General features: G+C 32.8%; 24 protein-coding genes. 10 read left to right on the forward strand and 14 right to left on the reverse strand.

What is annotated here, in order from left to right:
- The first annotated feature begins 215 nt into the window (after positions 1–215).
- Positions 216–518, forward strand: coding sequence for a GIY-YIG nuclease family protein (locus C7448_RS06865; protein ID WP_115900635.1), 303 nt, complete (start codon positions 216–218; stop codon positions 516–518).
- 41 nt (positions 519–559) lie between these two features.
- Entirely contained in the window at positions 560–1,567 is a 1,008-nt protein-coding gene (locus tag C7448_RS06870; RefSeq protein WP_115900636.1) for a formimidoylglutamase, read from the forward strand.
- A 219-nt stretch (positions 1,568–1,786) separates the two neighbouring features.
- Here C7448_RS06870 and C7448_RS06875 read toward each other — a convergent pair whose 3' ends face one another.
- A complete protein-coding gene (locus tag C7448_RS06875; RefSeq protein ID WP_170137011.1) occupies positions 1,787–2,488 on the reverse strand; it encodes a DNA-binding domain-containing protein in 702 nt (233 codons plus the stop codon).
- A 221-nt stretch (positions 2,489–2,709) separates the two neighbouring features.
- Here C7448_RS06875 and C7448_RS06880 point away from each other — a divergent pair, with 221 nt between their 5' ends.
- The 4 genes from C7448_RS06880 (at position 2,710) to C7448_RS06895 (ending at position 4,713) form a co-directional block, all read left to right on the forward strand.
- On the forward strand, positions 2,710–3,273 hold the full coding sequence (locus C7448_RS06880; RefSeq protein ID WP_115900638.1) for a Crp/Fnr family transcriptional regulator: 564 nt from the start codon (positions 2,710–2,712) through the stop codon (positions 3,271–3,273).
- A 117-nt stretch (positions 3,274–3,390) separates the two neighbouring features.
- Positions 3,391–3,600 carry a tautomerase family protein gene (locus tag C7448_RS06885; RefSeq protein WP_115900639.1) on the forward strand — a complete coding sequence of 70 codons (210 nt, stop codon included), beginning with the start codon at positions 3,391–3,393 and terminating at the stop codon, positions 3,598–3,600.
- Positions 3,590–4,333 carry an SDR family NAD(P)-dependent oxidoreductase gene (locus C7448_RS06890; protein WP_115900640.1) on the forward strand — a complete coding sequence of 248 codons (744 nt, stop codon included), beginning with the start codon at positions 3,590–3,592 and terminating at the stop codon, positions 4,331–4,333. Before C7448_RS06885 ends, C7448_RS06890 begins: the two co-directional genes overlap by 11 nt.
- An 11-nt stretch (positions 4,334–4,344) precedes the next feature.
- Positions 4,345–4,713, forward strand: coding sequence for a nuclear transport factor 2 family protein (locus C7448_RS06895; RefSeq protein WP_115900641.1), 369 nt, complete (start codon positions 4,345–4,347; stop codon positions 4,711–4,713).
- 64 nt (positions 4,714–4,777) lie between these two features.
- On the opposite strand, the gene C7448_RS06900 is transcribed toward C7448_RS06895, so the two are convergent.
- The 5 genes from C7448_RS06900 to C7448_RS06920 form a co-directional block, all read right to left on the reverse strand.
- Positions 4,778–5,650: a M57 family metalloprotease gene (locus tag C7448_RS06900; RefSeq protein WP_115900642.1), complete on the reverse strand. Its 873-nt coding sequence runs from the start codon at positions 5,648–5,650 to the stop codon at positions 4,778–4,780.
- Between the two features lie 242 nt (positions 5,651–5,892).
- Positions 5,893–7,008 (reverse strand): 3-isopropylmalate dehydrogenase, encoded by a 1,116-nt coding sequence (gene leuB / locus C7448_RS06905; protein WP_115900643.1) that lies wholly within the window; start codon positions 7,006–7,008, stop codon positions 5,893–5,895.
- 11 nt (positions 7,009–7,019) lie between these two features.
- Positions 7,020–7,601 (reverse strand): 3-isopropylmalate dehydratase small subunit, encoded by a 582-nt coding sequence (gene leuD / locus C7448_RS06910; protein ID WP_115900644.1) that lies wholly within the window; start codon positions 7,599–7,601, stop codon positions 7,020–7,022.
- Positions 7,601–8,983: a 3-isopropylmalate dehydratase large subunit gene (leuC, locus tag C7448_RS06915; RefSeq protein WP_115900645.1), complete on the reverse strand. Its 1,383-nt coding sequence runs from the start codon at positions 8,981–8,983 to the stop codon at positions 7,601–7,603. The genes leuD and leuC overlap by 1 nt, the downstream gene beginning before the upstream one ends.
- Positions 8,983–10,158, reverse strand: a complete 1,176-nt coding sequence (locus tag C7448_RS06920; RefSeq protein WP_115900646.1) for a 2-isopropylmalate synthase — start codon at positions 10,156–10,158, stop codon at positions 8,983–8,985. Before C7448_RS06920 ends, leuC begins: the two co-directional genes overlap by 1 nt.
- Positions 10,159–10,290: 132 nt before the next feature.
- Between C7448_RS06920 and C7448_RS06925 the strand changes: the two genes are divergently transcribed.
- Positions 10,291–11,856, forward strand: coding sequence for a hypothetical protein (locus C7448_RS06925; protein WP_115900647.1), 1,566 nt, complete (start codon positions 10,291–10,293; stop codon positions 11,854–11,856).
- Positions 11,857–11,991: 135 nt separating this feature from the next.
- Here C7448_RS06925 and C7448_RS06930 read toward each other — a convergent pair whose 3' ends face one another.
- The 4 genes from C7448_RS06930 to C7448_RS06945 all read right to left on the reverse strand — a co-directional run bounded on the left by C7448_RS06930 (position 11,992) and on the right by C7448_RS06945 (position 15,686).
- Complete coding sequence (locus C7448_RS06930; RefSeq protein WP_115900648.1) at positions 11,992–12,234, reverse strand: hypothetical protein; 243 nt, start codon at positions 12,232–12,234, stop codon at positions 11,992–11,994.
- A gap of 378 nt (positions 12,235–12,612) precedes the next feature.
- Positions 12,613–13,551 (reverse strand): NAD(P)H-dependent flavin oxidoreductase, encoded by a 939-nt coding sequence (locus C7448_RS06935; protein WP_115900649.1) that lies wholly within the window; start codon positions 13,549–13,551, stop codon positions 12,613–12,615.
- 88 nt (positions 13,552–13,639) lie between these two features.
- Positions 13,640–14,890, reverse strand: coding sequence for a tRNA 2-thiouridine(34) synthase MnmA (gene mnmA / locus C7448_RS06940; protein WP_262510983.1), 1,251 nt, complete (start codon positions 14,888–14,890; stop codon positions 13,640–13,642).
- Between the two features lie 88 nt (positions 14,891–14,978).
- The gene (locus C7448_RS06945) at positions 14,979–15,686 is read right to left on the reverse strand and encodes a toxin-antitoxin system YwqK family antitoxin (protein ID WP_245939445.1); all 708 of its coding nucleotides are present in this window, start codon (positions 15,684–15,686) and stop codon (positions 14,979–14,981) included.
- Positions 15,687–15,731: 45 nt separating this feature from the next.
- On the opposite strand from C7448_RS06945, the gene C7448_RS06950 reads away from it, so the two are divergent.
- On the forward strand, positions 15,732–16,322 hold the full coding sequence (locus tag C7448_RS06950; protein WP_115900652.1) for an adenylosuccinate lyase: 591 nt from the start codon (positions 15,732–15,734) through the stop codon (positions 16,320–16,322).
- Between the two features lie 72 nt (positions 16,323–16,394).
- Here the strand turns inward: C7448_RS06950 and C7448_RS06955 are convergent, their stop codons facing one another.
- A complete protein-coding gene (locus tag C7448_RS06955) occupies positions 16,395–17,174 on the reverse strand; it encodes a hypothetical protein (RefSeq protein WP_115900653.1) in 780 nt (259 codons plus the stop codon).
- Positions 17,175–17,239: 65 nt separating this feature from the next.
- Positions 17,240–17,770 carry a hypothetical protein gene (locus tag C7448_RS06960; RefSeq protein ID WP_115900654.1) on the reverse strand — a complete coding sequence of 177 codons (531 nt, stop codon included), beginning with the start codon at positions 17,768–17,770 and terminating at the stop codon, positions 17,240–17,242.
- Between the two features lie 267 nt (positions 17,771–18,037).
- Between C7448_RS06960 and C7448_RS06965 the strand changes: the two genes are divergently transcribed.
- Positions 18,038–18,268, forward strand: coding sequence for a hypothetical protein (locus tag C7448_RS06965; protein ID WP_115900655.1), 231 nt, complete (start codon positions 18,038–18,040; stop codon positions 18,266–18,268).
- A 49-nt stretch (positions 18,269–18,317) separates the two neighbouring features.
- On the opposite strand, the gene C7448_RS06970 is transcribed toward C7448_RS06965, so the two are convergent.
- Positions 18,318–19,148: a sterol desaturase family protein gene (locus C7448_RS06970; RefSeq protein ID WP_115900656.1), complete on the reverse strand. Its 831-nt coding sequence runs from the start codon at positions 19,146–19,148 to the stop codon at positions 18,318–18,320.
- A 44-nt stretch (positions 19,149–19,192) separates the two neighbouring features.
- Positions 19,193–19,708 (reverse strand): YkgJ family cysteine cluster protein, encoded by a 516-nt coding sequence (locus C7448_RS06975; RefSeq protein ID WP_115900657.1) that lies wholly within the window; start codon positions 19,706–19,708, stop codon positions 19,193–19,195.
- A gap of 121 nt (positions 19,709–19,829) precedes the next feature.
- Between C7448_RS06975 and argS the strand changes: the two genes are divergently transcribed.
- A complete protein-coding gene (gene argS, locus C7448_RS06980; RefSeq protein ID WP_115900658.1) occupies positions 19,830–21,602 on the forward strand; it encodes an arginine--tRNA ligase in 1,773 nt (590 codons plus the stop codon).
- Positions 21,603–21,617: the final 15 nt, after the last annotated feature.

The raw sequence follows: 21,617 nt of genomic DNA on the forward strand, positions 1-21,617 counted from the left end.
TATTATTATAATCAAGAAAGACCACACCAAAGTTTAAATGGTGTGCCTCCTAATATTTTTAACCAAAATTGTCAACGAATTAGTTAACCTTTACAATTCCGAGTGATGGCGGGAAACCGTTAGGTTTCTTCTTTCGTTGCACTTCAGTTCGAAATGACGTTTTAACAAAGTTTGTCATTCCTGCATAGGCAGGAATCTCTTAGAGGATATTTAAGATGCACAAAACAAATCATCAATATTATATTTATATCATCACTAATAAAAAAGATGGGGTTTTATATATTGGTGTTACTAACAATCTTGAAAGAAGAATATTTGAACATAAAAACAAACTTGTAAAAGGTTTTTCTTCTAAATACAATCTGGATAAATTAATTTACTTTGAAGAATACCAATTTATTAAAGAAGCTATAAAAAGAGAGAAAAACATGAAAAAATGGAAAAGAGCATGGAAAATAAACTTAGTAATTAAAGAGAATCCTAATTGGGATGATTTAGCTAAAAACTGGTATAACTAACAAAAAGATTCCTGCCTACGCAGGAATGACAATACAACAATATGCTAACAATATTCAACGAAAAAGACATACAAGAGTTTGTTGCGCCACGTGAAGGCGAAACAAAATTAGGCGAGTGCGTTGCGGTTATCGACTCTAAAAAAGACCTACAATCAGAACTTAAAAACTCCTCTGCTTCTTTTGTTATTTTAGGGGTTCCAGAAGATATTGGTGTTCGTATGAATGGCGGAAATGGTGGTGCGCACACTGCTTTTGTTCCTGCTTTAAAATCGTTTTTAAACACGCAAAAAAACCAATTTATTGATGGAAAAGACATCCTAGTGTTAGGCTATTTAGATTGTTTGGACGATGTATATAGTTTTGATGTTTCTGACAGAGAAAAAGGTGATTTATTAGTAAAAGCAATAGATAAAGAGCTTTCTAAGCTTATCAAAATCATTGTTAAAAGCGGAAAAACACCTATTATCATCGGTGGTGGACACAACAATGCTTACGGAAATATTAAAGGGCTTTCTGAAGGAAAGGAGCAACCTGTAAATGTGATTAATTTAGATGCGCATACCGATTTACGTCGTTTGGAAGAGCGTCATAGTGGTAACGGATTTTCGTACGCCTTACAAGAAGGCTTTATTCAAAATTACTTTATGTTCGGGTTGCATGAAAACTACACGCCTCAATATGTGTTTGAAATGATTCATGATAGTTTAAACTTAGAGTATAATACGTTTGAAGAGTTAGAAGTGTATCACACTACTTCTTTTAAAGGCGAATTACAACGTGCTGAAAATTTTATAGAAAATACTCCTTTTGGTATCGAAATCGATTTGGATTGTGTGCAACACTTTCCTAGTAGTGCCATGACACCTAGCGGATTTACACCACAGCAAGCACGTAGATTTACACATTATTTTGGAAAGCTACAAAATGCTTCCTATTTACACATTTGTGAGGGAGCCCCAGCAGTTGTTAAAGATGAAATAGCTAACGGGCAAGTAGGAAAATACATTAGCTACTTAATTTCTGATTTTATTAAGGCTAAGAGTAATTAATTACACGTTATTGCGAACCGAGATACAACAAAACTCAATTAAAAACTTCAAGGTTTAGTTACACTGAGTTTTACGGCTTTTCTCTCTGGCTACGATACTTATAACTAGGTAAGAAATATAAAAAAAGTACGAGCATATGCTCGTACTTTTTATGGTATTAGATTTTGTATTAACCTTCATACACTACTGTATGAAGTCACTCGATACTACTGTATAGTGTTACGATACAGTAAGAGTATATGTAGACTCAGCTATCATAATATCCTTTAAAAATCGATCAGCACTAGAAGTAGCCTGCGTTTTAATTCTAACACGATAGTTACCCGCAGCAAGGGCAGGAGCTTGACCAATAATCTTCTTATAGCTGTTTTGAGCTAAATAAGACACTTTGGTTTCGGTACCGTCTTCGGCAACAAAATACAAACCAACCTCAGGTAAGTCACCCGCAACCTTTAAACGCAAACCATTCAGCTCAAACAATCCGTTGGCAGATAAGGTGGTATTCGTAGTTGCAGAGGTAATATCTTTTAAATTATTAATAACCGTGTTGGTAATAGGAGCAGTTACTTTTTGTAGCGGAATATCGTCTTTAATTTCGTTGATTAACTTTCCGCTATTAAGATTTACGTGTAGCTTATGAGTTTCAGGATTAAAACCATCTTCCTCGGTATCAAAAACCCCAGAAATAGAGTACCCAATATTTAGTAAAGGTAGGTTAATGTTATCACCGTCTTCTATCGACTCGATAATTTCTTCATAGTAAGAGTTAAGCACCGCCACAATATCGGTTTTACTCACTAGGTTACGTTTGCTCAACATTTTATCAATCAATTCATCTTGATTAATAGTACGCTCTGTTAATACGCGTGCTGAGTAGTTAATTTCATCGGTTAACTTGTTTTCAATTAAATAGTACTTCATCATATTGATTTTTAAATTATTTACTTTTCCTTTTGAATCCTTTTTGGGTAGTAACACTTACAATAAGAGTTACTCCTTTTAATAAGATTCCTCACTACTGTTCGGAATGACGGTTTGCTATTAGTTTGCGTCATTTCTGTAATGACGATGCACAAAAACATTTTCTAAATACTACTTACTTTACAAGTATATTTGCATACAGAAAAAAAAGTATAGCCTTAATGACACATCCTTTACGACAGCATATTGAAGAGATTATACCTCTAACTGATGAGGAATTTGCTTATATCCTAAGTTTTTTTCAACCTGTTACTAAGCGTAAACATCAATACCTACTACAAGAAGGCGAAACTGCCAACAAAGAATACTGGGTGGTTAAAGGTTGTGTAAAAAGTTATTTTATTGAGGATAGCGGTAAAGAACATATTCTTCAGTTCGCTATGGAAAACTGGTGGATTACCGACTATGAGTCGTTCGTAAAACAACTGCCTGCAAAAACAGCCATTAACTGTATAGAAGATTGTGAGCTATTGTATATCACTTATGAAAACCGTGATAAGTTAACTGCAACTATGCACAAAATAGAACGTTTTTGGGCTAAAAAAAGTAAAATGGGCAGAATAGCTCTTCAAAAAAGAATTGTATCGCTCTTACAAAATTCTGCAAAAGAACGATACGACCAACTTTTAGAACAATACCCTACCCTTTTTCAACGCGTTCCTAAAAAAATGATTGCTGCTTATTTAGGGGTTTCTAGAGAAACTCTTAGCAGACTTAATTCTTAGTTTTAGTATTTCTTATTATTTGTATGTGACATACATCACTTTAAATATGTGACATAGCTCCTGTGTAGAGTTGTGCTTGCATCGCAACTTTGTAGCATAATTTTAAAACATATTATTATGCCTTTTGTAAATATTAAGATTACTGACGAACAAGTAACTCAAGAACAAAAACGTCAACTTATTGAAGGAACTACACAACTTTTAGTTGATGTGCTTCAGAAAAACCCTGCAACTACCCATATCGTTATTGAAGAAGTTCCTATGGGTAATTGGGGACATGATGGTAAACAATACTTAGGAACTAAAAATAAGACTCATGAAAAATAAAACCGTAATTATTACAGGAGCTTCAACGGGTATTGGTAAAGAAATTGCTAAACTTTTTATAGAAAAAGGATGCAATGTGGTAATGAATGCTTCTAACGAAGAAAATTTACGAAATGCTTATAAAGAAGTAGGAAGTCCTTCAAACGCAGCATTTCTTGTTGGAGACATTAGTAAACAGGAAACAAGTAAGCGATTAGTAGCCTTGGCTTTGGAAAAGTTTAACGCTATAGATGTGTTAATTAACAATGCTGGAATCTTTGCTCCTAAGCCTTTTTTAGAGGTTGAAGAAAGTGATTTAGAGTTGTATTGGAATGTAAATTTAAAAGGAACTTACTTTGCTTCTCAGGCTGTTATTCCTAGTATGATAAAACAAAAAAATGGAGCTATTATAAATATAGGAACCGTTTTGGTAGATCATGCTATTGCTGGTTTCCCTGCTACTGCTCCTTTAATGAGCAAAGGCGCAATTCACGCCTTAACCAGACAACTCGCTGCTGAATTTGGAAATGATAATATTAAAGTAAATACTATTGCTCCAGGTATTATTAGAAGTCCGTTACAAAATAAAATAGGCATTGAAGATGCTGATAGTTTAGCTGGGTTACACTTGTTAAACCGTATTGGTGAGGTAACTGATATTGCTGAAGCTGCTTACTATTTAGCTTTTTCAAATTTTGTTACAGGAGAAACTATGAATGTGGCAGGTGGACACACCGTTGGTCATGCTATTTAAAAAATAAAAAGATGTATAAAGAAAATATAAAAGAGATAGAACTTTTAGTAACGAACTACTTTGAGGTTATTTTTTATGGAGATACTGAAAAACTTAAAGCATGCTTTCATAACAATACTCCTATTTATGGAGATATTAAAGGGGCAGATTATTTTAAAAGTTCTGAAGATTATATTGATGGTGTTGCTAATAGACAAAGTCCAAATGATTTAAAAGAGACTTTTAACATGAAAATCGTAGGAGTTGATATTATGGGGAAAATTGCCATGGTAAAGTTACATGTACCTATGTTGGGTTACAATTACTACGACTACCTATCTATAACTAAAATAAGGAATGATTGGAAAATTGTAGCTAAGATTTTTACGCATGTAGTATAAAGATAAAAAACCACCGATTAAAAACCGGTGGTTTATAAAATAATGTATTAAGGTTAGTTATTTCTTAGTACATGTTTTGTAATGCTGTAATATCGTTACCATTAAACTCTCCATCTTCATTAGAACTAAAGCAAGCTAACATAACTGATGTTGAATCGTATCCTGTTGGGGTACCTGATACATGGTTAGCACCAACACCAGCAGAACCTTCATTACTATTTTGTCCACAACTTTGACGGCTAAACCAATCAGTATGTCTAAACCCTACTGAATGTCCTATTTCATGTGTAATAACATGCTCGTTTACATTCGTTGAGTATCCTGATAATCCGTAGATTTGCACCCACTTATAAGGTAAACCTCCACTTGGAAAACCAGCACTACCACCAGAACCAGAAGAACTTGGATTACGGTATACTACCATATCTTTAGTATCATAGTTGGTACCAAAACTTAATGTAAAACTAATAGACACTCCACTTAGATTATTGTAATTATCTACTGCCCATTGAAGTGCTGTTTGCTCTTTACTAGAAAGACCGTATCCACCACCACCTGTATAGCCAATAATAGAAATATTTCTACCTTGAGATACTAGATTATTGGTTGAGTATTGACGTCCAGATTGATTTTTGTCCTTAGCTTTTGCTAAAGTGAATAGCTCTTGTTCTGTCATTACTACATCTTCTTCTAAAAATAATCGCACTTCTGAAGTTCCGTCAGGAAAGTAAAAATTATCATAACGAATATGATCTACATTTAACTCCAATTTAGCTGCAGCATCAACAACCTCTTGAGGTACAGGTTTGAGCCCTGGATTATCGCTATATTGCAGTATAGCATCTGACTCTTTAATTTGTTCGTTTTCACTTGAACATGAGGTGAAAAATACACCTACTGACAAGCCCATAATTAGGACTAACTTTGTTTTTTTCATGATATGAAGGGTTTTATAATTCGCTGTAAATCTACACTTTAGATTTAAATACTTAAAACAAAACTTAAAAAAATGTTAAAAAAAAGAATATTTAAACATAAAAATCATAAAGTATTAAATATTTAACAATAAAGGGTGATTTTAAACAACTAACAAACAAGTTAACAACGACTTACAAACAAAACTTCCTTTAACCATGATAGTTAAAGGAAGTTTGCTTAATTATTTATAGCTTTTACTACTTATATAATAGTACTTTGCCCCATATGTATATTTTGGAAGTTCATATCACTATCTTCTTGATTATAGATATAATCTGCTATAAAATCTCCTACTTTACTAGTGGAAAACGGGTTTTCTGAATTGATATCTTCTGTAGTTATTCCTAATTCTAATGATTTTTGAACAGCACTCTCTATTGTATCTGCTTCAGCATGTAGCCCTAAGTGTTTTAATAATAACGCTGATGATAGTATTGATGCTAGTGGATTTGCAATATCTTTCCCTTTTGCTTGTGGAAAAGATCCATGAATAGGCTCAAACAACGCATTTTCTTTTCCTACTGAAGCTGAGGCTAACAAACCTATAGAACCTCCTATAACACTTGCTTCGTCTGAAAGAATGTCTCCAAAAAGATTTTCTGTTAGTATTACATCAAACTGTTTTGGGTTTAAAATTAATTGCATTGCAGCATTATCTACAAATAAGAAATCTAGTTCAACATCTGGATATTGTGTTGCCAATGCTGTTACTGCTTTGCGCCATAACCTTGACGTTTCTAATACATTAGCTTTATCTACCAATGTTAGTTTTTTTCGTCTTTTTTGAGCTGCTTGAAAAGCTAAATGTGCCATTCGATCAATTTCTTCAACTGTATAAGAGCAACCATCAAAAGCATGCTTTCCGTCATCACTTAACTCTTTAATCCCAAAATAAATTCCTCCAGTCAATTCTCTATAAATAACAATATCTGTTCCTTCAATTCTATCTTTCTTTAATGGTGAATTGTGAATTAAGGTATCATATGCTTTTACTGGGCGTACATTACAGAACAGCCCTAACTCTTTTCGTAAACTTAACAACCCTTGCTCTGGACGTACTTTTGCTGTAGGATCATTATCATATTTTGGATCTCCAATGGCTCCAAATAAAATAGCATCACTCTTTTTACATAGCTCAATAGTTTCTTCTGGTAACGGGTTTCCTGTTTTATCAATAGCACAAGCACCCATTAATGTTTCTGTAAATAAAAATGTATGGTCAAATACATTACCAACAGCTTTAAGCACTTTTTTTGCCTGTTCTGTTACCTCAGGTCCAATTCCATCTCCTGGTATTATTGTAATATTATACTTCATCTTTTTACTTTTTATATCATTGTTGCTTCGAAAGCTGTTATTGTATCTTTTTTACTAATTAGAAAATCTATATCGTCATAACCATTTATCATACATAGCTTTTTGTATGGATTGATTTCAAAATCTACATTACCAACTGGTGTTTTAAGTTTTTGATTTTCTAAATCGACTATAATGGTTGTATCAGGTAATTCTGTTACTTTCTTCAACAAATTTGTTAAATATTCTTTGGGAACTTGTACTGGTAATATTCCGTTATTGAGGGCGTTTCCTTTAAATATATCCGCAAAAAAACTACTGATTACTACTTTAAAGCCATAACCTGCTAATGCCCATGCAGCATGTTCTCTACTTGAACCACAACCAAAGTTATTTCCTGCTATTAAAATACTTCCTGCATAATTTGTATTGTTTAGCACAAAGTCTTTATTTAAACTACCATTTTTTTTGTAGCGCCAATCTCTAAAAACATTGTCTCCAAATCCTTCTTTATTGGTTGACTTTAAAAAACGAGCAGGTATAATTTGATCTGTATCTATATTCTCTGTTGGTAACGGTACTGCGGTGTCTATTAGTTTAACAAATTTCTCCATTAGTTTAATTGTTTTGTAAAGTCAGTAATTTTCCCTTCTACTGCCGTAGCTGCTGCCATTAATGGACTTGCTAAAATGGTTCTCGCTCCTTGCCCTTGACGCCCTTCAAAGTTTCTATTTGAGGTTGACACACAGTATTCTCCTTCTGGTATTTTATCGTCATTCATTGCTAAACATGCTGAACAACCTGGTTGTCTTAATTGAAATCCCGCAGCTTCAAAAACTTCTTGTAAACCTTCTCGTTTTATCTGTTTTGCTACTTGCTGTGAACCTGGTACCAACCACGCATTTACATTCGCTGCTTTTTGCTTTCCTTTTATATAGTTTGCTGCTACTCTAAAATCTTCTATCCTAGAGTTTGTACAACTTCCTATAAATACATAGTTAACGGGTGTATTAATTAATGATGTTCCTTTTTTAAAGTTCATATACTGTAACGACTTTTCAAAGGAAGCATCATTAAATTGGGGAATGTTCTCTGAAATTTTTATACCCATTCCTGGGTTGGTTCCATAAGTAAGCATTGGTTCTATGTCTTCTGCCTTAAAAGTGTATTCTTTATCAAATTTTCCACTTTTATCAGTCTTTAATGTTTTCCAATAAGCTACTTTGTTATCAAACTCGTCTCCTTTTGGTGCAAACTCACGTCCTTTTACATATTCAAAAGTGGTTTCATCAGGAGCAATCATACCTCCTCTTGCTCCCATTTCGATACTCATATTACATACGGTCATTCGTCCTTCCATAGACATTTCTTCAAATACATTTCCTGCATATTCACAAAAATATCCTGTACCTGAATTTGTCCCTAATTGTGCTATGATATACAAGATTACATCTTTAGGCAATACTCCTTTTTTCAACTTACCGTTTACAGTTACACGCAAACTTTTAGGTTTTTCTAACAACAGGCATTGACTTGCAAATACTTGGGCTACTTGACTTGTACCGATACCAAAGGCAATAGTACCAAAAGCACCATGTGTTGACGTATGGCTATCTCCACAAACCATGGTCATCCCTGGTTGTGTTATCCCTAACTCAGGAGCCATTACGTGTACAATTCCGTTATATCGATGTCCTAATCCGTATAAAGTGATATTGTTTTCCTTACAGTTTTTTGTTAACTGCTCTAATTGATTTCTTGATAATTCATCCTTTATTGGTAAATGTTGATTTACGGTTGGCGTATTATGATCGGCAGTTGCAACTGTTTTATCAGGTCGAGCAATTGGAATATTACGTTCTTTTAACTCATTAAATGCTTGCGGACTGGTTACTTCGTGAATTAGGTGTTTGTCTATATATAAAATTTGTGGTCCGTCTTTAACAGTATCTACTACATGCGCATCCCATACTTTATCAAATAATGTCTTTCCCATTAAGCTATGGCTATTTTTGAAATTTTATTAACTTGTTTCATAATCTGATGAATGTCTTCATCGATTACTTCTTTTTGTCTATCAGCAAACTGTAAGAACGTTTTATAAGCTGTATCTAACTGAATTTTAGTTAACTCGTACCCTATCTTTTTTGCACGATACGCCAAAGCTGCTCTTCCGCTTCTTGCAGTTAATACAATAGCACTTTCGATTACACCTACATCTGCTGGATTGATAATTTCATAGGTTTCACGGTTCTTAATTACTCCATCTTGATGAATTCCTGAGCTATGCGCAAAAGCGTTTGCCCCTACAATAGCCTTGTTAGGTTGCACAGGCATTCCCATACGTTCACGAACCATCATACTTGTATCATACAGTAACTTGGTGTTAATATCTGTTTGAAGGTTTAAGTATGGATGCTGCTTTAAAATCATTACCACTTCCTCTAAAGCTGTATTTCCTGCACGCTCTCCTATTCCGTTGACAGTACACTCTATTTGACGCGCGCCATTAACAGCTCCTGCAATAGAGTTTGCTGTAGCTAAGCCTAAATCGTTATGGCAATGGCAAGAAATAATTACATTTTCAATGCCTTTTACGTTGTCTTTCAGGTATTTTATTTTTGTTCCATATTCTTCAGGCAAACAATATCCTGTAGTATCAGGAATATTCAACACTGTTGCTCCTGATTTTATAACTTCTTCACAAACTTTAGCTAAAAAAGCATTGTCAGTTCTACCGGCGTCTTCTGCATAAAACTCTACATCGTCTACAAAATTTTTAGCATATAAAACTGCCTCTTTTGCTCGTCTAATTACTTCTTTTTTCGAAGCATTGAATTTATACTGAATATGTGAATCACTAGTACCAATACCTGTATGTATTCTAGGCTTATTAGCAAATTTTAAAGCATCTGCAGCTATTTCAATATCTTTTTTTATGGCTCTTGTTAATCCACAAACAGCAGCATTTTTAACCAATTTGGCTATTTCTTGTACTGATGTAAAGTCTCCTGGACTCGATACAGGAAAACCTGCCTCAATTACATCAACTCCTAAGAAGTCGAGTCTTTCGGCAATAACTAGCTTTTGTTGGGTATCTAATTTACATCCTGGGACTTGCTCTCCGTCTCGTAATGTGGTATCGAAAATTTGAATTTTATCGCTTTGCATAAATCTAAATATGATTGTCAAAATAAAAACCAAATGTATATATTGGCTTTTCTATCAAGCTCTTTTTTAACGGGTTAGTTACGATATCAAAACAACAAAAAACAAAAACAACACACTGAAAAACAAAAAGTTATGCGTAAACAAATTACATTCTCCAATCAACAAAATGACGCGTTGTTTGTTTTGATAAAGTCTTTATCGAAGTCAGAAAAGCGTCAGTTTAATTTATATGTTGGTCGTTTAGGGGGTAATGTAGACGCTAAATTTTTTGCACTTTTTAAATTGCTTGAAAAACAGAAAAGTTATAACGAAAAGGCTATTATAGATAGCGGTGTGGTCAGCAAACAACAATTATCTAACTTAAAAGCACATTTATACAAGCAAATACTAACTAGTCTTCGTATGAATCCTGCTCATAAAAATATTAGAATTCAAATACGTGAGCAGTTAGATTTTGCTACGGTTTTATATCAAAAAGGGCTATACAAACAGAGTTTAAAACTGCTTGATAAGGCTAAAAACATGGCAGTTGAAAATGAAGAAAAAAATGTTGCCTATGAAATTGTTGAGCTAGAAAAGGTTATTGAAAGTCAATACATAACCCGAAGTATTGATACACGTTCTGACGAGTTAACTATCCAAGCGAAAGGACTTAGCATGCAAAATGTTATCGCCAGTAAATTATCAAACTTGTCGATACAACTATACGGAACTTTATTGAAAAATGGTTATGTAAAAAATGATGAGGAATTACAACGAGTGAATACTTATTTTTATTCAAAACTTCCTGAATATACATATGAAAACTTGGGGTTTAGAGAAAAGTTATGGTTATACAAAGCACATTTGTGGCACAGCTTTTTAACGCAAGATTTTTTACAGAGTTATAAATATGCTAATAAATGGGTAGATTTATTTAAGCATGATACTAAGAATATTTCTTTACATCCTGTTTTTTATTTAAAAGGAAAGAACTACTTATTAGAGAGCTTATTTTTTATAAAGCATTATGATAAGTTTAAAGAAGAGCTTTCTGCTTTTGAAGAGGAAATTAAAGAGAAAAGTATTCCGCAAAATAACAATACTGAAATCTTAACTTTTCTATATTATTATGCTAACAAATTGCACTTACACTTCTTAGAGGGTAGTTTTTCTGAGGGTGAATATTTAGTGGCTATTATTAATGATAAGATTAATAGTTATAAGGATCGTCTTGATAATCATCATATCGTCGTATTTTACTATAAAATTGCTTGTTTATACTTTGGTATGGGTAAAAACAAAGAGTGTATTTTGTATTTAAATAAAATAATTAAACCTAAAAATATTCAAGTCGCTAACGACTTACAGTGTTTTGCTAGAGTGCTTTCTTTAATTGCTCATTACGAGTGTGGATTGGATTATGATTTGGAGCGACAATTTAAAGACACCTATCGTTTTTTACTTAAAATGGAAAATTTACAAGAGGTCCAGAAAGAGTTTATTTCTTCTATAAAAGCCTTGGGAGATGTGTTTCCTCATCAAATAAAAAAGGAGTTAAAAAAAGTACACAGTCGCCTTAAGGTTTATGAGAATCACCCTTATGAAAAAAGAGCTTTTTTATATTTAGACATCCTTTCGTGGCTTGAAAGCAAGATTGAAAATAAACCTGTTGCTCAAATTATTAAAGAGAAAATTGTTTGTTCTAAAAAGTGTTGATGATGATATTAGATTTATTTTTATAAAATGTTATTGCTTATTAATGTAGTTTAACTTAATTCTTTCGTTTTCTTTTGTTTTAATAAAACATTCATTACCTTCTCCATTCTTTACAAGTGAATCACCTACAGATATCTAAAAAAATAACTCTTCAGAAACTCCACATCTGGGCTCAAAAAAAGAACCATCTTTCTTTTTTAATTTTAAAGTATATACTCGATTAGTTTTTTGCTTTTCAATTAAGATGGCTTTAAACTTCTCTCTTTTACACTTATTAAAAACACGTTCATTTGTCCCTAAATTTTTAAAATTAAACACAAAACTAGTTATAGCACCTGTAATAAGCATTGTTAAAATAAACCTTAGGCTTTTATTCATATTGTGTTTTTGAGAGTTTCTGTAATTATTCTAACTATTCTTAATTCTTAGACAGAATCAAACCATTCCTTACACTCAACAACCTCTATCAAATGTTTTATTGAAAAATGTTTTTGCTTTCCCCAAAATTTAAACTTATTTCTTAATAGTTTATGAAATGGTTCCTCACCAGAAAAATATCTATCAAATTCGAAGCTTGTCATATTAACATTAAAATGCCTTTAAAAATCATAAAAAAAAGTTTCTGTATCTAAGCCATCTGTCCCTATTAAATCAAACGATTCGGATATATCTATAACAATATAATATAACCTAACTTAAGCTTAATAAAATCGATAATCTCTCCTTCCACTATACTTTTCTAATAAAAAATACTACCTAAAACAATTGCTCTTTTTTCACTTGCTGATACTCTTCTATAATTGCTTCTAACACTTCTTTTGCTGGTTTAATTTCATGAATAAGCCCTGCTACTTGACCTATTTCTAGTTCTCCATCGTCCAAGTTTCCTTCAAACATACCTCTTTTAGCTCGTGCACGCCCTAACAATTCTTTTAATTGTTCTATGGTTGGGTTTTGTTGATATAATTCTTGAACTTCTTGAAAGAATTTGTTTTTTACCAAACGTACAGGAGCTAGTTCCTTTAACGTTAGTTGTGTCCCCCCATCCTTTACGGCTACAATTGTTTTTTTGAAGTTATCATGCGCTGAAGATTCTATAGTCGCAGCAAAACGACTTCCTATTTGCACTCCATCTGCTCCTAACACCATTGCTGCTAACATTCCTCTACCTGAGCCTACTCCTCCTGCAGCTATGACAGGTATTTTAACTTGTTCCTTTACCATAGGAATTAACGTAAACGTAGTGGTTTCTTCACGTCCGTTATGACCTCCTGCTTCAAAACCTTCGCATACCACAGCATCTACTCCAGCCGCTTCTGCTTTTAAGGCAAATTTTACTGAACTCACCACATGAACTACTGTAATTCCTTTTTCCTTTAAAAAAGAGGTCCAGGTTTTTGGATTCCCTGCGGAAGTAAACACAATTTTCACACCTTCTTCAACAATAATATCCATGATTTTTTCAATATCAGGATATAACATTGGCACATTTACCCCAAAAGGCTTATCCGTTGCTTTTTTACATTTTTGAATGTGTTCACGAAGTACTTCTGGATACATAGATCCTGCTCCAATTAATCCTAATCCACCTGCATTTGACACTGCTGAAGCTAGCTTCCATCCTGAAACCCAAATCATTCCTCCTTGAACAATTGGATATTGTATATTAAATAATTTGGTAATTCTGTCTTGCATAGCGTAAATGTACAATCATTAAGTATGAAGCACAAAAAAACCTCGAAAAAATCGAGGTTATATGTTTATGTTTTTATGTGTGAAAAAGTTACGAAATTACACCAGAACCTAATAGTTCTTCATTTCTATACCAAGCAACAAACTGCCCTTCTTGAATAGCTGATTGTGAATTTTCAAACTCTACATAAATTCCGTTATCAACTTTATATAAAGTAGCTTTTTCTAATGGTTGTCGGTAACGAATACGTGCTTCTACCTCCATAGATTCACCAGTTTGTAAAGCTACATCTTCACGTACCCAGTGTAGTTCTTCATTTGACACAAATAACACACTTCGATACAATCCTTGGTGATTTTTTCCTTCCCCTGTATAAATAACGTTGGTATCTACATCTGTTTCAATTACAAATAGTGGTTCTTTGGTTCCTCCAACTGCTAAACCTTTACGTTGACCTTTTGTAAAATAATGTGCCCCTTGATGTTTTCCTACTACTTTTCCATCCTCGTTATTGTAAGAGAATTTCGTTGAAAAATATTCTAACTCTGCTTCTTTATTCTCAAATTCTGGAACTGGACGATTGTACTGCTCAAATTCATCTGGAATTCGAACAATATCTCCTTCTTTAGGTTGTAGTTTTTGTTGTAAAAAGTCGGGAAGTCTTACTTTTCCAATAAAACATAGTCCTTGACTATCTTTTTTATCAGCTGTAATTAAATCTGCTTCTTTTGCTATTTCACGAACTTCTGGTTTTGTCAATTCTCCAATAGGGAACAATGCTTTAGACAATTGTTCTTGTGATAATTGACATAAAAAGTATGACTGATCTTTATTGGTATCTTTTCCTGCTAATAACTTGTATACAGGTTTTCCATCAATAATTTCTTCTGCTTTTCTACAATAATGTCCTGTAGCTACATAATCGGCTCCTAAACTTAATGCTATGTCCATAAACACATCAAACTTAATTTCTCGATTACATAATACATCTGGATTAGGTGTACGACCTTTTTCGTATTCGTTAAACATATAATCAACAATACGTTCTTTGTATTGTTCGCTTAAATCAACTGTTTGAAAAGGGATTCCTAATTTTTCTGCAACAATCATGGCATCATTGCTATCTTCTAACCACGGACATTCATTAGAAATGGTTACGGAATCGTCGTGCCAATTTTTCATAAATAAGCCAATAACTTCGTAACCTTGCTCTTTTAATAAATAAGCAGTTACACTACTATCTACTCCTCCTGAAAGTCCTACTACTACTCTTTCCATTTTATACTTTTGAAGCCGCAAATTTACGAAATAATAAACATTTTTATGATGGAAATAATTGATGACTTCATTACTAAAATTGATGGACCCTGATATGGCTTAGTTTATTACCTTATTTTAGAATCTTATTTAAATTCTCTATATCTAGAGTTTAATTTTTAGGAATTGAAAACGCTTCTTTTTTTCTCTTATCGGTAACAACTTCTCCATCCATGTAAAATTGCCATTTACCGTCTCTTTTACCATTTTTATACATCCCTTTTTCTTTCAAATCCCCTTTTAAATCGTAGTATTTTCCTTCTCCTTCTAATTTACCATCAACATAATATAATTCTTCAATCATCACTCCTTCTTCAGTAAAAACCTTAGAAAGTCCATTTTTCTTACCATCTTTATAAATACTCTCTTCGGTTAATTTACCATTTCTATAGTAGTTTTTTAGCACACCGTCTAATTTACCATCAACATATTCTTCTTCTGAAAAAAGTTTTCCATCAGAAAAATAATACGTCCACTTTCCTACTCGTTTTTTTCCAATCATCCATCCTTTTGTTTTTACTTTTCCTTTTGGAGTAAAGAATTGCACAAAAGCACTATCTGACTTTACAGAAAACTCTTTAGTCATAGAAGGCACTCCGTAAGAGTTAGGCTCGTAAAAATTAAATGTTCCTACCTCTTTTCCATTTTTAAATTCGCCTGAGTATCTTATTTTATTTTTATTATTGTTATAATACTTTTTCCATACTCCATCTCTTTTACCATTTGCATCAAACTGATTAATTTTTTGTGTTTGTGCAGCCATTGTAAAAAAGACTGATAATAAAAGTCCTGTTGAAAATATCCTTTTTATATTTATCATGCTATAATTTCTTTTACATTTCAAATTTACATAAACCATACCAATATGAGTATTGAATTTTTAATTTCTGTGTTAGAAAATGTTGATAACCCTGCTAGAGTAAACAGAAATAACGCTGCAAATATTGTATTGACACAACCTGAATTAGTAAAATATTTAGTCGATATTACTTTTGATATTGATAATAAACTATCTATTAAAGCTGCTTGGGTATTGGAATGGATTTGTACACATAATGGAATTGAACATATTACACCTTTCTTAGCTATTTTTACAAAAAATATTTCGAGAGTACATTTTGATAGTGCTGTAAGACCTTGTGCTAAAATTTGTGAGCATTTAGCAACAGCTTTTACCTCAAAAACGACCAATAAAATAAAAAAACAATTAACCGAAACTGATATCGATTTGATTATTGAAACTGGATTCGATTGGTTGATTACTGATCAAAAAATAGCTGTAAAAGCTTATACTATGAGTACTTTGTACTTATTTGGTTTACAAAAAAACTGGGTTCTCCCTGAGTTAGAACATCTAATTCGTACTAAAATAATTCATGAAAGTAAAGGTTGTAAAGCTAGAGGTAAAAAAATATTGGAGCTAATAGAGAAACAGAAAAACCAAAAACAATTATAAAACCTCAGAAGAAAAATCTTCTGAGGTTCTTTTATTATTTTACAAACAACGAAATAGTTGTAGTTTATTTTATTACCATGCCCATCCTTTAGTAGATGAAACCTGATCGTTCCAAGATTTTCTCCAGAACCACCAGCCTGACATAGTATACCATTTAAGGTTAGCTATTCCAAAACCTGTGTATCCTGTTCCTTGATAGAATCCTATTACTTTTCCTCCATAACAAGAATGTTGATATAAGTATACTACAGCTTTTCTATATGAAGGTTTTGTTACAATTAAAGAAGATAACTGATCGTTATAGCCACTTCCTACCCAATGATCTCTATAATAATAGCGATTCATTCTACTCATTCCGCTCATATATGTGTTATAATAAGCGTGTTTGTAGAAATAAAATCTTCCTGACCCATACACATCATAGCTATCACATTTAGCAGCTCTACCTTCAGTACCTACTTGATCTCCAGGGAAATTTTCAGCTACTTTCGCTCCATATTCTTGTAAGTCTTCTCCATTATCAAAAACCTTAACTTGAATATCAGTACTTCCTTCTTTTGGGTTATCAAAAAATAATGATTTTGGAGCTCTTTCTTCATCTCCAAAGATTTCTTGAGCAAGATTCACATCTCCTTCAGCATTAACTACCTCTCCGCTTTCTTCATTATATACATAAGACACCTTAAATTGTTTGCCGTAATAATCATAAGTGTGATTAATAGTTACTACATTTTCTTTAGCTAATTTTGCTTCTTCATTTTTCGATTCATTTTCAATTATACTTTCGCTTTGGCAGCTAAAAAGCAATGTAAAGCACATCACTGCTATCCATAAAAAATTTTGTTTTTTCATTTTTTCTTATTTTTTGAAACTCTTAGTCTTTTGCTAAGAGTTTATTAGTTTGATTAGTTAGTTTTTTAATTTTTTACAGGTATTAAAACCTCTCCGTTCTTAAAACGTGAATAATCTACAACGTATTTACCTGCTTGTAAAGTAATATTCGTTTTGTCTAACTTTGTTGCAACTTCTTCTCTTAGAGTTACATCTTCTGAAATAATGAAACCTTCTTCTTCTAAACTTCTTGAAAACACTAATCGTACTGACTCGCCTTCATTTCTAAATGCTATCACTCCATTATCTTCATCATTATTTCCTTCCATAAGTTTTGAAAAAGTTTCTTTTACTTCTTCTGATGAGCCTGAACTTGCATTTCCATATACAAGTATATCTCCATAATCGTTTTTAAAACATACTCCTGGACCTGTAGTACAAGTTCCTCTACTAAAGCGCCAATCCATTACATATACCCATGGTGGGTTGTGCATACGAGCTTGTTTTACCTCTAAGTTTTTGTCGTTTAATAATTCATTTGTAGTGTCTTCTTTTTGACATGCTTGTAGCATCATAAAAGCGATACCTACAAGTACAAAGTTTTGTAGTCGTTTCATAAAATAATAGTTTTCGGGGTTAATTACAGACTCAAATATACACGAAAAACAAAACATAACAATCAGGATAACAATTATTTACATCACAGGAAAATCACCCTTTAGGTAAAACTACTTTTAATCTATCTTTCCTAGTGTTGCTAAGTACATTAATTTATTTCCTATATAAATAAAGTGTTTATTCCTTTATTAAATACAGTCTAAAACCTAAATTTTCTCTTGCCTTTCATGTATAGTTTTACCAACTTATAAATCAAAATAAAAATTATGTTAAAAAAGATTTTAAAGCTAAGTGGTGTTTTAGAGTTGAACACTTTAAATCAAAAAGAAATTAAAGGAGGTACAAACGAAAACAATGAAATTTATCCATACTTATGTTGGGATTCTGCAGTTGGAACAAGCGACAATTATCAATCAAGTATTGATGTATCAGGCGATGGTATTGTTTGTACACCAAACGTAATAGATTCTCAAGGAACACCTATAAAAGCAGGATAGAATAAAAAAGAAACGAGCCTAGGCTCGTTTCTTTTTTATTCTTTTATAATTACCCTAAATTAGTTGGTTTACGGTATCCTTGAAAAGGCTGCTTAAGTAGCTCCTTTAAACTTGAGTTTTTTTCTTCATCCGGAAACGTATCTACTCCATACACTATTTTTTCTCTGTCCAGCTCCATGTACGTTCCTAATAATCGATCCCAAATAGAAAAAATATTCCCGTAGTTAGAATCGGTATAAGGTAATATATTATGGTGGTGTACTTTATGCATGTCAGGTGAAACAATAACGTAACTTAATACTTTGTCTAATTTCTTAGGCATTTTAATGTTAGCATGTGTTAGTTGTGTAAACACTAACGACATAGATTGATATAGCATAATTATACCTATTGGTGTTCCTACCAAAAAAACACCTAGTAATGTAAATGTAAAACGGATTACACTTTCTATTGGATGATGCCTGTTTGCAGTAGTTGTATCTACCTTATGATCAGAATGGTGCACTAAATGCACCATCCATAAAGGTTTTACTTTGTGTTCTACTAAGTGTGCCAGATATGCTCCAAAGAAATCTAAACACAAAACTCCTAATAACACGTACAACCATAATGGCATTTTAGGAAGCCAATTAATCAATCCAAAATCATTCGCTTGTACCCAATCTGCAGTTTTTAGTAAAAGAAAAGCCAGTGCAAAATTGATAATTATGGTAGTACCTGTAAAAAACAAGTTAGGCCATGCATGTTTCCATTTATTGTACTTAAAACCAAATAAAGGCACAGCGCCCTCCAATAACCAAAAAAAGGTTATTCCGCCTACTAAAATAATACTTCTGTGACTAGAAGGAATGGTTTCAAAATAATGTATAAGAGTTTCCACTATGATATATTTTTCCTAAAAATAGAAAAAATATCCATAATAACTTATTTTTTAGAACTTCCCGATTGTGGTAAACGTTTTTTTAGTTCCTCTACTATTCTATACGTAGCAGGACAAACCTCTGTGTTTTTAATAGTTAAATCCGCTATTTGAATAAACTTTTTTCGATTGGTATGTGGATACTCAGAACAAGCTTTCGGGCGAACATCATAAATAAAACAAGTATTATCTCGCTCATCTAAAAAAGTACATGGTGCCGATTGTAGTACCATAAAATTATCTTCGTCTCTTTGTAAGTATTGATTTGTAAAATCAATCACTTTCATTTTTAGATGCTTCGCAATACGCTCTACATCCTTTTCGGTAAATATCGGTGAAGTCGTTTTACAACAATTTGCACATTCTAAACAATCCGTACGTCCAAATTCTTCTTCATGCAACTCCTGCATCAATAAATCCAAACGTTTGGGTGTTCTTCTCTTTAATCGTTGAAAATACTTCTTATTTTCTTGTAAAGCGTCTTTTGCTAATTTTGGTAAGTTCTCAAGGTCTTTATCCATAGCGCAAAGGTACGAAAGCACCTTTGAAGTCTAACATTATTGTGTCTTAAAAAATCCTATGGTAAATCGTGGGAAGAAAAAATTAAAAACACTAATTTTGTGCGACAATTAAAAAGAACCAATGAATATTCAATCGTTAATAGAAACGAAAGTAAAAGAAGGATTTTTAGCCTTGTATGATGTAGAAATTCCAAGTGTAGAATTTCAAGCAACCCGTAAAGATTTTGAAGGAGACATTACTGTTGTTGTCTTCCCATTACTACGATACAAAAAAGGAAATCCTGTTCAAATTGGTGAAGATTTAGGTAAGTATTTAGTTGAGAACATCAACGAAATTACTAACTACAATGTTGTAAAAGGTTTTTTAAACTTGGTAGTTGATGACTCTTTTTACGTGAACTTTTTTAATGAAATTGCAGCTGATGCGACCTACGGTTTTGTAAAAGAAGATGAAACAGATGCTCGTATGGTAGAGTATTCTTCTCCAAACACAAACAAGCCTTTACACTTAGGGCACGTTCGTAATGTGCTATTAGGATATTCGGTTGCTGAAATTTTAAAAGCAGCAGGACATAAAGTTTACAAAACACAAATTATTAATGATCGTGGTATCCATATTTGTAAGTCGATGTTGGCTTGGGAAAAGTATGGAAACGGTGAAACTCCTAAAACTACAGGATTAAAAGGTGATAAACTGGTTGGAAGTTACTATGTAAAATTCGACCAAGAGTATAAAAAAGAAATTTCTGAGTTAGTTGCTGAAGGAGTTTCTGAGGACGATGCTAAAAAACAAGCTCCATTATTTTTAGAAGCACAAGAAATGCTACGTAAATGGGAAGCAGGAGATAAAGACGTTGTTGCCCTTTGGGAAATGATGAATGGATGGGTATACAAAGGTTTCGACGTAACTTATGAAAACATCGGTGTTAACTTTGACAAATTATACTACGAAAGCAATACTTATTTATTAGGAAAAGATATTATTGAAGAAGGTCTTAAAAATAGAGTTTTCTTCAAAAAAGAAGATGGTTCTGTTTGGTGTGATTTAACTGACGAAGGACTAGACGAAAAACTAGTGTTACGTTCGGATGGAACTTCAGTATACATGACGCAAGATATTGGAACTGCCATTCAACGTTCTAAAGATTTTCCTGATGTAAACGGAATGGTGTATACCGTAGGTAACGAACAGGATTACCACTTTAAAGTATTGTTCTTAATCTTACAAAAATTAGGATACTCTTGGGCTAAACAATTATTCCATTTAAGTTACGGAATGGTAGATTTACCTTCAGGGAAAATGAAGTCTCGTGAAGGAACCGTAGTTGACGCCGACGATTTAATGCATGAAATGACGAACACTGCTCGTGAAATTTCTCAAGAATTAGGGAAGTTAGAAGGGTATTCAAACGAAGAGAAAGAGGAATTGTATAAAATTATAGGATTAGGAGCTTTGAAGTACTTTATTTTAAAGGTAGACCCCAAAAAGAGAATCTTGTTTGATCCACAAGCATCGGTAGATTTCCAAGGAAATACAGGTCCGTTCATACAATATACCTTTGCAAGGATTCAATCTATCTTACGTAAATCTGACTTTGATTACTCTGCTCCTGTCTCTGTAGAATTACACGAGAAAGAAAAAGAATTAATTAAGCAATTAGAATTGTATCCTGAAGTAATTCAGCAAGCAGCAAATAATTACTCACCTGCAGTAATCGCTAATTACACATATGATTTGGTAAAAGAATTCAATTCATTCTATCAAAACGTATCAATTTTAGGAGAAGAAAATCAAGATAAAAAAGTATTTAGAGTTCAGTTGTCTAAAAAAGTAGCTGACACGATAAAATCAGCATTCAATTTATTAGGAATTCAGGTTCCTGAAAGAATGTAATAATTAACAAACAAC

The organism is Tenacibaculum gallaicum (assembly GCF_003387615.1).
GTDB lineage: Bacteria > Bacteroidota > Bacteroidia > Flavobacteriales > Flavobacteriaceae > Polaribacter > Polaribacter gallaicus.

Coding starts and splice junctions, on each gene's coding strand:
- C7448_RS06865 (WP_115900635.1), top strand. CDS start 216: ATGCACAAAACAAATCATCAATATTATATTTATATCATCACTAATAAA.
- C7448_RS06870 (WP_115900636.1), top strand. CDS start 560: ATGCTAACAATATTCAACGAAAAAGACATACAAGAGTTTGTTGCGCCA.
- C7448_RS06875 (WP_170137011.1), bottom strand. CDS start 2,488: ATGAAGTACTATTTAATTGAAAACAAGTTAACCGATGAAATTAACTAC.
- C7448_RS06880 (WP_115900638.1), top strand. CDS start 2,710: ATGACACATCCTTTACGACAGCATATTGAAGAGATTATACCTCTAACT.
- C7448_RS06885 (WP_115900639.1), top strand. CDS start 3,391: ATGCCTTTTGTAAATATTAAGATTACTGACGAACAAGTAACTCAAGAA.
- C7448_RS06890 (WP_115900640.1), top strand. CDS start 3,590: ATGAAAAATAAAACCGTAATTATTACAGGAGCTTCAACGGGTATTGGT.
- C7448_RS06895 (WP_115900641.1), top strand. CDS start 4,345: ATGTATAAAGAAAATATAAAAGAGATAGAACTTTTAGTAACGAACTAC.
- C7448_RS06900 (WP_115900642.1), bottom strand. CDS start 5,650: ATGAAAAAAACAAAGTTAGTCCTAATTATGGGCTTGTCAGTAGGTGTA.
- leuB (WP_115900643.1), bottom strand. CDS start 7,008: ATGAAGTATAATATTACAATAATACCAGGAGATGGAATTGGACCTGAG.
- leuD (WP_115900644.1), bottom strand. CDS start 7,601: ATGGAGAAATTTGTTAAACTAATAGACACCGCAGTACCGTTACCAACA.
- leuC (WP_115900645.1), bottom strand. CDS start 8,983: ATGGGAAAGACATTATTTGATAAAGTATGGGATGCGCATGTAGTAGAT.
- C7448_RS06920 (WP_115900646.1), bottom strand. CDS start 10,158: ATGCAAAGCGATAAAATTCAAATTTTCGATACCACATTACGAGACGGA.
- C7448_RS06925 (WP_115900647.1), top strand. CDS start 10,291: ATGCGTAAACAAATTACATTCTCCAATCAACAAAATGACGCGTTGTTT.
- C7448_RS06930 (WP_115900648.1), bottom strand. CDS start 12,234: ATGAATAAAAGCCTAAGGTTTATTTTAACAATGCTTATTACAGGTGCT.
- C7448_RS06935 (WP_115900649.1), bottom strand. CDS start 13,551: ATGCAAGACAGAATTACCAAATTATTTAATATACAATATCCAATTGTT.
- C7448_RS06945 (WP_245939445.1), bottom strand. CDS start 15,686: ATGATAAATATAAAAAGGATATTTTCAACAGGACTTTTATTATCAGTC.
- C7448_RS06950 (WP_115900652.1), top strand. CDS start 15,732: ATGAGTATTGAATTTTTAATTTCTGTGTTAGAAAATGTTGATAACCCT.
- C7448_RS06955 (WP_115900653.1), bottom strand. CDS start 17,174: ATGAAAAAACAAAATTTTTTATGGATAGCAGTGATGTGCTTTACATTG.
- C7448_RS06960 (WP_115900654.1), bottom strand. CDS start 17,770: ATGAAACGACTACAAAACTTTGTACTTGTAGGTATCGCTTTTATGATG.
- C7448_RS06965 (WP_115900655.1), top strand. CDS start 18,038: ATGTTAAAAAAGATTTTAAAGCTAAGTGGTGTTTTAGAGTTGAACACT.
- C7448_RS06975 (WP_115900657.1), bottom strand. CDS start 19,708: ATGGATAAAGACCTTGAGAACTTACCAAAATTAGCAAAAGACGCTTTA.
- argS (WP_115900658.1), top strand. CDS start 19,830: ATGAATATTCAATCGTTAATAGAAACGAAAGTAAAAGAAGGATTTTTA.